Here is a 10911-nt window from a genome sequence, read left to right as displayed (position 1 = left end):
CATCTCCGAAAGTGTACTCGTCGAGGATGCTTTCGTCGACATCGCGGATCACGTCGGCGATCTGGGTCGAGTAGGTGGATCTCTGGTCGGCGAAGTGCGGTTCGAGGTCGGGGTGGGGCATCTGCTTGTCGCCGGCACCGCGGAAAAGTCGTTGGTGTTGGTCGTGACGAAGACGAATTGACTGTCCGGCGCGCCGTCCGCCGCCATGGCCTCGAGATAAGCCTCGAGGATTATGGCATCGGCGATACTGTTCTTGGTCTGGTGACACGGCGCCGCACGCGTAAGCGACCGGTCGGCGGCCTTCAGCTTAACGCTGTCGGTCACGGCGATCACTGGTGCCTTCGCCATTAACTCCGTGATCCGCGTTATCACCTTCTCACCGGTGTCTGCGGTGAGCGCCAGCTTGTGGTCGATGGCGCTGACAGCCTGCAGTGCCTGCTCGCGCTCGGCCTCGCTGTCGATCTGCGACAGCGCTTCGCGAAAACGTTTCACGGTCCCGACTAGCGTGGTCTTTCTGGCGTCCTTGACCCTGTCCTTGTTCCTGTCGAACTCGAACACGATCTGTTCTGGCATGATCAGCGAAATGGCTTCGACGGCGACCAGGTCCTCGATCGCGGTGAGCACCGGATCGAGACGGGCGTTCTTTAGGATGTCCAACCAGACGCTGCTGTCTATGAGGATGCGTATAGTCATTACCTGGCTGCGCCTTCCCGTTGCCGACCAAATGCTGTCACAGGTTTCGGTGAATCTCATATGCCCCTGCTCGTGTCATCCGACTTGAGTCCGCTTCTGGCGACCAACGGCCTGACCTAGATCAGACAACGCCGTCGTTCGGGTCGGACTCAGGGGGTTTGTCGAAAGGAATTCGTGCACGGCCTTCAATTTGCCGAGCAGTTCGTCGAAAGTGATGACTACGACTTCGCGCTGGTTTCCTCTGAACAGTTCGAACGACTGCCTCAGCCACTTGTCTTGCGGACTGGTGCCAATGATGAGAAAGCACGGAACGGACCAAGCGTCGATGTGCATGTTGTCGTCGATCGACCGTTTGATATGGATGTTAGCGACAAGGTTGTAGCGCTGCTCAAGTACCTGATTCACGCCACCTGAGCGCGAGCCAATTCAATCTGCAGCATCCTGAGACCCGCCTCCGTGACGAGGTTAATCCGATCGGAGATAGGGCGAGCCGGCAAGATGGTTTCCGACGCGGCGTCTGCACTTTCCTACTTAGCAAATGCTACGCTCAATTGTTCGGGTCTCCTATCAGACTCTTGGATGCCGGTGGCGTCATCATGTCCAGGGTCGCCGTCCATGATGAACCCGTCCATGATGGGACGTCTCTGTCGGCCGAGCCCTTAGGAACAAGAGACTGGCGTGCCTGCGTCTTCAAGGTTCAAGTGCTCAACCTAGCCAGAGCCACCCCCAGCCGATTTCCGCGCTCAGAACTATTTGAAATCCCGTGTCCTCACCTTGATCTGGTCAATATGCAGATAGGGATCGATGATATTCCTCGGCCGCGGCCCTTTCGGCAGTCCGCGCGGGTCGGGCGTCGGGCTGCCGTGATGAAACTCGTCACCGCGCCCATGCGGCAGGGGGAAGGCAGCATCCCGATCACCAACGCTAGCCAGATCGGCGGAAAGATCGCTCAAACGGTGAGCGACGAGATGGACCACCTCGCCTTCGCGCTGAATCCGCCCATGGACGCCGATCATGCCGGCGCCGAGCACGACCCTGCGATATTTTTCGAACACCTTGACCCACACAACCAGGTTGGCGATCCCGGTCTCGTCCTCGATCGTGATGAACATCACGCCCTTGGCTGAGCCAGGCCGTTGGCGAACCAGCACGAGCCCGGCCGCCTCCAGCCATTGTCGGTCACGCGCCTGCATTGCTTCTCGACAAGAGACGATGCGCTTGCGGCGCAGATCGGCGCGCAGGAACGAAACAGGATGCTCGCGCAGAGTCAGCCCGACATGTCCGTAGTCTTCGACGACCTCGCCGCCTGATGTCATGGCACGCAGCGTAACGCTGGGCTCCTGGATCTCCGGCACCGTCCGCTGCTCGCGCGCGGAGGCGGCAGCAAACAGCGGTAGCGGCTCGTCGCGTAGGGCCTTGATCGCCCACAAGGCCTCCCGCCTCGCCAACGACAATGAAGGCTGAAACGCGTCGGCCTGGGCGAGTTCAACCAGCGAGGCGGCGGGAACACCGGCTCGATGCCAGAGGTCGTCTACGGACACAAACGGTTGATCGGCTCGTGTGGTGACAATGGTCGCCGCATCGGCATTGGCCAGGCTGCGGACCATCCGCATGCCGAGGCGAACGGCAAACCGATCTTCTTCGTGCTCAGTGGGCTCCAGCGTACAGTCCCAGCGTGAAGCGTTGACGCAGACTGGACGCACCTCGACGCCATGGTCGCGGGCATCGCGAACGATCTGCGCCGGCGCGTAGAAGCCCATCGGCTGAGCATTGAGGAGAGCGGCGCAGAAGACATCGGGGTGATGGCATTTCATCCAAGAGGAGGCGTAGGCGATCAGCGCGAAGCTCGCGGCATGGCTTTCGGGAAAGCCGTAGCTGCCGAAGCCTTCCAGCTGCTTGAAGGTCTTTTCGGCGAACTCGCGCTCATAGCCGTTTTTCACCATGCCGCCGATCAGCTTGGCGCCGAAGCTGGAGACGCCACCAGTGTGTTTGAAGGTCGCCATGGCGCGGCGCAGCTGATCGGCCTCGCCTGGCGTGAAGCCGGCGCATTCGATCGCCACCCGCATTGCCTGTTCCTGGAACAGCGGCACGCCCAGCGTTTTTCCGAGCACCTTTTCGAGCTCAGGCTTGGGATAGACCACCTCTTCCTTGCCTTCACGCCGGCGCAGATAGGGATGCACCATGTCGCCCTGGATCGGCCCTGGCCGCACGATCGCTACCTCGATCACCAGGTCATAAAAGGTCCGCGGCTTGATGCGCGGCAGCATCGACATTTGGGCGCGGGATTCGATCTGGAAGGTGCCCAGCGTATCGGCCTTGCGGATCATGGCGTAGGTGCGCGGATCCTCTGCCGGGATCGTTGCGAGATCGAGCGTGATGCCCTTGTGTTGCGACAGGAGATCGAAGCCACGCTTCATGCAGGACAGCATGCCGAGCGCCAACACGTCGACCTTCATGAACTTCAGCGCATCGATGTCGTCCTTGTCCCATTCGATGACCTGACGATCCTTCATCGCGGCTGGCTCGATCGGCACCAGATCGTCCAGCCGATCGCGGGTCAGGACGAAACCACCGGGATGTTGCGACAAATGCCGCGGCGCGCCGATCAACTGCCTGGCCAGATCAAGCGCCAGACGCAGCCGGCGATCGCCGAGATTGAGGTTCAGCTCCTCGGCGTGCTTGGGTTGGACGCCTTCGTCCGACCAGCCCCACACCTGCGACGACAGCATCTTGATCAGGTCTTCAGGCAGCCCGAGCGCCTTTCCGACATCGCGCAGGGCGCCTTTGGAGCGATAGCGAATGACGGTAGAGCACAAAGCCGCGTGTTCACGGCCGTAGGTGTCGAACACCCACTGCATGACGATTTCTCGCCGATCATGTTCGAAGTCGACATCGATGTCGGGTGGCTCGCGGCGCTCTTCCGAGACGAAGCGTTCGAACAGAAGATCGTTGCGGTCGGGATCGATCGACGTGATGCCCAGGACATAACAGACGGCGCTGTTGGCGGCCGACCCCCTGCCCTGGCAAAGGATGTCCTGACTGCGGGCAAAGCGAACGATCGCATTGACCGTCAGAAAATAGGGCGCGTATTGCAGCTTCTCGATGAGCTGCAATTCATGCCTGAGCGTGCCGACAACCTTGTCCGGCACACCTTCGGGAAAGCGCTCCTTCGCGCCTTCCCATGTCAGTTTCTCCAAGGCCTGCTGCGGTGTCAGACCCGGCAGCATGCGCTCCTCGGGATATTGATAGGCAAGCTCGCCCAATGAGAACCGGCAACGCTCGGCGATTTCAAGCGTCCGCGTAAGCGCCTCGGGGTAGCGACCAAAAAGCCGTGCCATTTCGTCCGGCGGTTTCAGGTAGCGGTCGGCATGCCGCTCGCGGCGAAACCCGGCATCATCGATCGTGACATTGTGGCGGATGCAGGTGACGATATCCTGCAGAATGCGCCGTGATGGTTTATGGAAAAGGACATCATTGGTGACGACCGTTAGCACGCCGGCCTGTCCGGCAAGATTGGACAGATCGTGCAGCCGCAGCGCGTCATTGGGACGGCGCCGCAGCGTAAGCGCCATGTAAGCCCGATCGCCAAATGCCTCGCGCAGCCGCCGCAGCCACATCGAGCATGTGTCGTCGGCCTGGTCGGGGACGAGCACCGCAACAAGGCCTTCGCCATAGGCGACAAGGTCGGCCCAATGGAGCATGCATTTCGCCTTGCCGCCACGCTTCTTGCCCAGCGACAGCAAGCGGCAAAGCCGTGAATAAGCCGCGCGATCGGTCGGATAGACCAGGATGGAAATCTCTTCCGCCAGATCCAGCCGGCAACCGACGATCAGCCTGACACCGGTTGCCTTGGCGGCCTCATGCGCGCGGACAATGCCGGCCAGACTGTTGCGATCACAGATGGCAAGTGCCGGCATCTCCATGCATGCTGCTTGGGCAAACAATTCCTCGCAGGAGCTAGCGCCGCGAAGGAAGGAGAAATGCGAGGTGCATTGCAATTCGACGTAGGAAGCCGTCATCCAAAAATGCCGTGCAGAAACCACAAATGGGAACCGGTCGCGGCATCCTCGCCATCGCCTGCGCGATAGATCCAGAACCGCTCGCCGGCTTCATCTTCGACCTGGAAATAGTCGCGCACGGCGGCAAGCTCGGCATCGCGCTTCCACCACTCGCCGAAAACCCGCTCAGGACCATCGGCGCGCTTGACCCGTCGCCGGATGCCTCTCCAGGTAAAGCTCGCCGGCGGATGATCGGGCAGTAGCGCTATCGCCTCGATTAGCTCTGGAACGGCAAACAAGCGGGCCGGACGCGGCCAATGGTCTGGCCATGCCTGGCCAGTTTCGGCTGAGGCGGGGGCCACCCGCCGGAATGATCGCTCGGGCACGTCGCTGGCCACCGGGGCAAACCGATAGAGCCTCTCCTCGCCGACACGATTGCCGAGGATGTCGATCAGGTCTGAGATGTCCGCGTCCTGTTGCTCGATGAGTGACGAAATGGTCTGCCTGGGTGTCAGCGGTTCGGCCACAGGTGCGGACAAGCGCATCAACTCGATCCCGAAGCCCGGATCGACCGTCTCGATCTTGTCGCAGAGCAACCGCGTCAGCCGCTTCACATCGCGGACAGGCAAGGCCATGCCGACGCGAACGGCTTCGATGCGGTTATCGACGCGGTAGAGCAGCAGGTCGAGCCGCCGTGCGCCGAGGCCTTTGCCCTCCAGTTCGGCACATAGCGCTTGAACAAGCTTGCCGACATAGCGCGCGATTGTCTCGGCCGCACCAATCGGCTCGCCAAAGGCACGTTTGACTTCGACCACATCCGCTGACCGCACCGGCTCTATCGGCTCGGCGAGGCGTCCAGCAGCCTGGTCAAGGCGGCGGCCGAGTTCCGGCCCGAAGCGTAACGTCAGTGGCGCGCGCGGCTGCTGCAGAAGCTCGCCTACCCTGTCGAAGCCGAGAACCTGCAAACCCCTGACGATTGCGTCGGGCAACCGCAGTGCCGCGATGGGCAGTGGAAGAATCGCATCCTGGGTTGCGTTGATGGCGACCACGCTGACGGTCTGCTTGACGTAACGCGCAACAGCGTAAGCAGCACCCCAGCTATCCGCTATGGCTGCGCGCGCCGAGAAGCCGACCTGGCTGAGACGTTCGACCATATCGGCCAGCATCAACTGTTCGCCGCCATGAAGGTGGTCGGCGCCTGTGGTATCCATGACCAATCCGTCCCGAGGATCCACAGCGACGATCGGCGCGTACCGCCGCAATGCCCACAGGGCCAGCCGCTCCAATGCCTCAGCGTCTGCCTCGGGTTCGGCATCCATGACCGCCAGCCCCTGAACGAGCGCCTGTGCCTTCGTTGCCGGCATTCCCACCCGCAGGCCCGCTTCCACAGCCGCGCGATCTGTTGCTACCACCAAGCGACGGTTGCCTTGCTGCCCGACCAGCACCAAGGGTCTATCCGGTGGCGGCGAGACGTCGCCCAATTTCCTTCTGAGCCGGTCGGTCGACCACCTTGGAAGGAAGAGCGAGACGACCCTTTGCATCACAAGCCTCCACTTCGATATCGAGCGTTTCCCCTCCACGTGATCGGATCAATTCAAGTTGCCATCGTGCCCGGCCGACGCCTGGCACGGGAAGCGGTCGCGACGGCAAGACAGAAACCCGCCAGCGCGTAACAGACGCCGTCGGCTGCCCGAAATCGGCGGCTTCGGTCTGGCGGCGCCAGCGGCGGATGGCGATGCCCATCGCGCCGGAGCCTTCCGATGCGAGCTGCAAACGTCGCGAGGCCGTCATCGACAGCCGGGCAACTTCGGCAACCACAGCGCCAAGCCCCACATGCCGCAAACCTTCCTCGAAGCAGGCGAGCAAGGATTTGTCGTCACCGGCTTCGACATAGATCACTCGGTCGGGGTGAAGTCCGACCTGGGCGATTGCCGGCGCAAACAGATCCTGGCGCGTCACGCACCACAGCACCTTGCCTTGCGTTCTGGCCGCAATACCCGCCGCAAAAAGCGATGCGGCGGCGCCATCGATGACGCCGTTGCCGCCGCCGGCAACTTCATGGAGCGCGCCAAGAGCCACACCGCCCCCTGGCAGATGGCTGTCGATGGCAGTGACGCCGAAGGGGAGCACCGCTCGTTCGCGCGTATTGCCGCCTTCGAGACGCGCAATGCGCTCTCGCAGATCGGTAATGGCAGCGTTTGGCGCCGATGCACTCATCTGTCCCCTGAACGCGAAATGCCGATGGTATGTTCCTCATTTGTTCTCTTCCTAATAAAGAGTCAATGGCACGGCGAGGTGGCGCTGCGGAAGAAAGGTTTGGAGCGACCACTGCCTGGTGACGCCGATAGAGTCGTTTACCGACAGCACGATACGGTCGAAGGCCACGATAGCCCGCTGGGCGTCGCGCCGGCGACTGCCGGCGGCCAAAGGAAAAACGGCGCATAAACCGCAGTCCTGCGCGCGTCCGCAAATGCGGACATTGTCGCGCGCAGGACGGAGGACATTCGCCCCCGCCGCGGGCGGTTAACAGGACAGCCGTAGGAGCGTCAGCATAGCGCCGGCCGCAGGACGGGACGCGGGACCGACTGTCCCCGTCCGCGGCGGTCCGCATCTTGATCGGCGATGGAAGCAGTTGCCTTGGAAACGGGATCATGCGTCGATCATTGTCCAGTGGGCTATCGCGTTGAAAAGACAGATCTTATTCTTGTGTCGGCAACAGCCTATTGACTCCAATGTTCTTATTTTGTTCACTGTCAACACGATTGGCACAGGAGGCGAACCATGGAACTTCGCTTGAACATTGAAGGTGCAACGTCCAAAGAACTGGCACGCGGTGTCGCGGCAGCCGAAGCAGTTTTCGCGCGAGCCGGCATAACGGCCTTGCAAGGCGCGGAAGGTTTGTTCGCGTTGGAAGGGTGGGATATCAAAGGCTTTCCGGAAGACGACAAACCTACCGAGGATGAGGACCGAGCGGCCATAATCTGGGAAGAAGCCGACGAAGCTGCGACAATTGCATGTTGTGCGGGCTGGCCGGAGGACACAATTCCGCGCCATCAGGTCATGGAACTGATCGACGTTCCCCGAACGAGATTGCAAGCCGAGGCGCTTCCGGACACGTGGCCGGCGCGCAAACAGCTCTATCCTGACGTCGTCAAACGGCTTGAGGTCACAGCTGGCCCGGACCGCCAGATTGATTTCGATATTGCCTTCGTTCTTGGTTGGGTGCCCGAGCGGCCGACGCTGGATCGGGTCGAGCCGCTTTCGGAAGATGGCGACCGTATCCCCTTCTTCACCAGCGACCTTGCCCAGGTGGAAGAAATGGCCCGCAAGGCGCTCAAGGACTGGACGATCGAGGTTGAGCGAGATCCTTGCGACGCTCACGTCTTCAACCCGGCAGCCGGGGATGATGATGATGACGAATTGCGCATGGCGGCGTGGCGCGACTTCGACGGTTCCTTGCTTATGGAGAAGCCGCCTGCAAATCCTGCAATCGCACTGACCCTGGCGATGATGCGCGGCCAGTCGATGCATTTCGAATAGTGGTGAGCGGGTTCATGGCCGCCATCATCTGTCGATCGCGCTTGGCCACTTCAGTTCGCACGGCCGGATGGCCGAACTGCCGACAAGCCCACACCGCATCTGAGGAGAGAGACCATGTCAGAAAAACCACCCTATATGCCGACCGGCATTGGAATGGGCATGATGAGCGACGCCGAGACCAAGGTCGGCGTTCTGATATTCGAAACGGTGCAAGGTAACTTCGATTTCGCCGTCAATCTGCAGGCTGTCGATGTCCTCACCAAGGCAATCAACAAGATCGAGATGCATCTCCGCTCCGGCAGGACGCACTGAGTGTCCGACGATGTGCCAGATCAGAAAAAGCCGAAGCTGATCGTTGTCGTCGCGTTCGACCGCGGCGAGGATGGCGACCTGTTCACCGCATACGGCCCGACCGACCAGCAAAGCGAAGACCGCGCGATCCGCACGGCAAAGGCGCTGGCTTCAAACCACGTCGGTGTCATAGCATGGAGTCGCGACGCCGACCCGGCGCTTGGCGACTATGGGCCGCCGACAGTGCTGTTCACCAACGGCGAAGTGCCGGACATGGAGTGAAGAATGATCGATTCGCCCAGACACCAGGATGACCATGACTACGCGGACCGCGCGCTAGACTGCCAGGAGGCCATGGAGCCCGGCTTTCAGGCGATCCTCGATTGCATGTTGGAGGTGGGCTGGACGCGGGGTGAGACATTGCGGGCGCTGAAGCGGCTCATTGCCGCCGACAACATGACCCAGAAAGAGAATGCCAAGACGGAAGCCGAGCTCGCGATCGCACGAGCTATGGTACGCGCCGGCAAGCCGCTCTAGCCTGTTAGCTACAGTTTGCTGACCCCAGCTTCATCGACCTCCGCTTCCATCTGATCGCCGACGGGCTCGGCCTTGCCGGCACCCTGGATGGACTGGCCATCGAAGCCCTGCAACCAGGCGTCGGCATATTCCCTCCAGAACTCCGGCACGACCCGCTCCCTTCCGTCCTTGCGCGCTTGCACCCCATAGAGCCAGGCATATCCGACGCGCTCCTGATCCTTCTTAGCCACGGCCATAATCGTCCTCGCGCAAGATGTCTGCGTCAGCCGCGGCCTTCACGAACGCCGCCCTTGCCACGCTGGCTTCTTTGATCCCGTCCAAGACCGCCAGGCAGGCCCTTCGAGCGGCCACATGGCTTTTCCCCGTCACCGCCGGCCAACGATTGAGAAGCACATCGGCCGCCTGCGCCACGCGCTCAACCTTGTAGATAGTGTTGCCCGACCGGCCTAACGCGACCGAAACGGGCATATCGAAACGCTTGTCTTGCATCACGCCACCCAGAGCTACTCGAACCCGATTCAAGCATCGGCGCGCGATTCAGTTCCGCGTGGCACCCCGGAATGCCGCCCGCACTGTTGGCGACGGCTGCGACCATGATCGCGAAATACCGACCTTGGCTGCATCCTCCATCGCCCGGTCGGCAAGATCTGTCAGCAGGGAAGGATCAGTTAAGGGACATTCGGGCCGTGCGATGGACCCTTTTGCACGCCGCAATGTCCTAATTGCCCCACCAGCGATCCCATGCCGTTCCCACACTGCTCTCGGTGCGTACATTGCCCGCGCAAACATCTGGAAAAGGGAACAACGCACGTGACCCAGAACCGACTTATGCCATGCGTCCATCCAACAACATCAGGGGTCGAAGTCTGATGATCGTAGCGCACCTGCTCGATATGGACGGGGTTTTAGTCCGCGGCGGCCAGCCGATTGCAGGCTCGATCGACTATGTCGCCGGGCTGGTCTCAAACGGCAAGCCGTTTCAGATCTTCACCAATAACTCCCGCTTCACGCCGGAGGATCATGCCGAACGTTTGAGGGCGGTTGGCTTCCTCGTTCAGCCTGAGCACATCTACACATCGGCGCTCGCCACTGCGCGGTTCGTGGAGCTGCAAAAGCCCGGATCATCCGCGTATGTCATCGGCGACAACGGACTGGTCGAGGCCCTTCGGCACGCAGGCTGTCGGATCACGCAGTTTGCCCCGGATTTCGTGGTCCTCGGCGACACCACTTCGTACCACTATGAGCAGATCGCCGCCGGCGCCGAGCTTGTGGCAAAGGGCGCGTGGTTTCTCGCCACCAATCCGGATGCCACCGGCCCGACCGAGCGCGGCTTCCATCCGGCCTGCGGCGCGGTCGCAGCCCTGATCGAAAAGGCTACCGGCCGTCAGCCCTATTTCGTCGGCAAACCGAACCCGTTCATGATGCGAAGCGCGCTCGACCGCCTAGGAGTTAGCGCAGCCGATACGATCATGGTCGGAGACAGAATGGATACGGACGTTGTCGCCGGATTGGAATCGGGTCTGAAGACAGCCCTTGTTCTTACTGGGGTGAGCACGCGGGCTGACATGGAGCGATTTCCATTCAGACCGGACCACGTGATCGACCGCCTCGCCGATCTTGGCGAGATCCTCAAAAAGGAATGAACATGTGGAAACGACGCGCACTGGTGCCTACCCGGTCGGTCGCAATCTCTTTGTGGGCTTCCGTTGTCCCGGACCCGTCGAGCGCACCCGACAGGATTCGAACCTGCAACCCCCGCCTTCGGACGGCATCGGCTAACCTCTGTCTCGAAATTGGAAAGTTTTGCACTAAGCCGCGTGCCTCCGATAGCAGAAGAGCGCCCCCTCAATAG

General features: G+C 61.3%; 12 protein-coding genes and 1 pseudogene. 6 read left to right on the top strand and 7 right to left on the bottom strand.

Features of this window, described 5'->3' with window-relative positions; translation table 11 throughout:
• Positions 1–48: 48 nt before the first annotated feature.
• Positions 49–753, bottom strand: coding sequence for a PIN domain-containing protein (locus EN884_RS11470; RefSeq protein WP_127224722.1), 705 nt, complete (start codon positions 751–753; stop codon positions 49–51).
• A 114-nt stretch (positions 754–867) separates the two neighbouring features.
• Between EN884_RS11470 and EN884_RS39495 the strand changes: the two genes are divergently transcribed.
• Positions 868–1107 carry a hypothetical protein gene (locus EN884_RS39495; protein WP_244514435.1) on the top strand — a complete coding sequence of 80 codons (240 nt, stop codon included), beginning with the start codon at positions 868–870 and terminating at the stop codon, positions 1105–1107.
• Here the strand turns inward: EN884_RS39495 and EN884_RS39490 are convergent.
• The 4 genes and pseudogenes from EN884_RS39490 to EN884_RS11445 form a co-directional block, all read right to left on the bottom strand.
• Positions 1098–1244: pseudogene (locus tag EN884_RS39490) on the bottom strand (transcription elongation factor); the annotation flags it as partial. The gene EN884_RS39495 and the pseudogene EN884_RS39490 sit on opposite strands and share 10 nt — an antisense overlap.
• 198 nt (positions 1245–1442) lie before the next feature.
• Positions 1443–4712, bottom strand: coding sequence for an error-prone DNA polymerase (locus tag EN884_RS11455; RefSeq protein ID WP_063170764.1), 3270 nt, complete (start codon positions 4710–4712; stop codon positions 1443–1445).
• A complete protein-coding gene (locus tag EN884_RS11450) occupies positions 4709–6232 on the bottom strand; it encodes a DUF6504 family protein (protein ID WP_063170765.1) in 1524 nt (507 codons plus the stop codon). Before EN884_RS11450 ends, EN884_RS11455 begins: the two co-directional genes overlap by 4 nt.
• Positions 6144–6908, bottom strand: a complete 765-nt coding sequence (locus EN884_RS11445) for an ImuA family protein (protein WP_063170766.1) — start codon at positions 6906–6908, stop codon at positions 6144–6146. Before EN884_RS11445 ends, EN884_RS11450 begins: the two co-directional genes overlap by 89 nt.
• Before the next feature lie 564 nt (positions 6909–7472).
• Between EN884_RS11445 and EN884_RS11440 the strand changes: the two genes are divergently transcribed.
• From EN884_RS11440 to EN884_RS11425, 4 genes are all read left to right on the top strand, one after another.
• Positions 7473–8231: a hypothetical protein gene (locus tag EN884_RS11440; protein WP_063170767.1), complete on the top strand. Its 759-nt coding sequence runs from the start codon at positions 7473–7475 to the stop codon at positions 8229–8231.
• A gap of 114 nt (positions 8232–8345) precedes the next feature.
• On the top strand, positions 8346–8543 hold the full coding sequence (locus EN884_RS11435; protein ID WP_082826783.1) for a hypothetical protein: 198 nt from the start codon (positions 8346–8348) through the stop codon (positions 8541–8543).
• Positions 8544–8804 carry a hypothetical protein gene (locus EN884_RS11430; RefSeq protein WP_063170768.1) on the top strand — a complete coding sequence of 87 codons (261 nt, stop codon included), beginning with the start codon at positions 8544–8546 and terminating at the stop codon, positions 8802–8804.
• A 3-nt stretch (positions 8805–8807) separates the two neighbouring features.
• Positions 8808–9059: a hypothetical protein gene (locus tag EN884_RS11425; protein ID WP_063170769.1), complete on the top strand. Its 252-nt coding sequence runs from the start codon at positions 8808–8810 to the stop codon at positions 9057–9059.
• A gap of 8 nt (positions 9060–9067) precedes the next feature.
• Here the strand turns inward: EN884_RS11425 and EN884_RS11420 are convergent, their stop codons facing one another.
• Together EN884_RS11420 and EN884_RS11415 are read right to left on the bottom strand one after the other, a co-directional pair.
• Positions 9068–9295: a hypothetical protein gene (locus EN884_RS11420; protein ID WP_063170770.1), complete on the bottom strand. Its 228-nt coding sequence runs from the start codon at positions 9293–9295 to the stop codon at positions 9068–9070.
• Positions 9282–9548 carry a DUF982 domain-containing protein gene (locus EN884_RS11415; protein ID WP_015314855.1) on the bottom strand — a complete coding sequence of 89 codons (267 nt, stop codon included), beginning with the start codon at positions 9546–9548 and terminating at the stop codon, positions 9282–9284. The genes EN884_RS11420 and EN884_RS11415 overlap by 14 nt, the downstream gene beginning before the upstream one ends.
• Before the next feature lie 380 nt (positions 9549–9928).
• On the opposite strand from EN884_RS11415, the gene EN884_RS11410 reads away from it, so the two are divergent.
• A complete protein-coding gene (locus tag EN884_RS11410; protein ID WP_063170771.1) occupies positions 9929–10702 on the top strand; it encodes an HAD-IIA family hydrolase in 774 nt (257 codons plus the stop codon).
• Positions 10703–10911 lie beyond the last annotated feature (209 nt).

The sequence above is a fragment of the Mesorhizobium sp. M7A.F.Ca.AU.001.01.1.1 genome, from assembly GCF_004022735.1.
Classification (GTDB): Bacteria; Pseudomonadota; Alphaproteobacteria; order Rhizobiales; family Rhizobiaceae; genus Mesorhizobium; species Mesorhizobium ciceri.
Note: the sequence above shows the minus strand (reverse complement) of the source record. Positions and strands in the feature narration are given on the sequence as shown.

Bases quoted from the DNA above. Each gene is read 5' to 3' on its own strand.
- EN884_RS11455 (WP_063170764.1), bottom strand. From the start codon at position 4,712: ATGACGGCTTCCTACGTCGAATTGCAATGCACCTCGCATTTCTCCTTC.
- EN884_RS11415 (WP_015314855.1), bottom strand. From the start codon at position 9,548: ATGCAAGACAAGCGTTTCGATATGCCCGTTTCGGTCGCGTTAGGCCGG.
- EN884_RS11420 (WP_063170770.1), bottom strand. From the start codon at position 9,295: ATGGCCGTGGCTAAGAAGGATCAGGAGCGCGTCGGATATGCCTGGCTC.
- EN884_RS11470 (WP_127224722.1), bottom strand. From the start codon at position 753: ATGAGATTCACCGAAACCTGTGACAGCATTTGGTCGGCAACGGGAAGG.
- EN884_RS11425 (WP_063170769.1), top strand. From the start codon at position 8,808: ATGATCGATTCGCCCAGACACCAGGATGACCATGACTACGCGGACCGC.
- EN884_RS11435 (WP_082826783.1), top strand. From the start codon at position 8,346: ATGTCAGAAAAACCACCCTATATGCCGACCGGCATTGGAATGGGCATG.
- EN884_RS11410 (WP_063170771.1), top strand. From the start codon at position 9,929: ATGATCGTAGCGCACCTGCTCGATATGGACGGGGTTTTAGTCCGCGGC.
- EN884_RS11440 (WP_063170767.1), top strand. From the start codon at position 7,473: ATGGAACTTCGCTTGAACATTGAAGGTGCAACGTCCAAAGAACTGGCA.
- EN884_RS11450 (WP_063170765.1), bottom strand. From the start codon at position 6,232: ATGCAAAGGGTCGTCTCGCTCTTCCTTCCAAGGTGGTCGACCGACCGG.
- EN884_RS11445 (WP_063170766.1), bottom strand. From the start codon at position 6,908: ATGAGTGCATCGGCGCCAAACGCTGCCATTACCGATCTGCGAGAGCGC.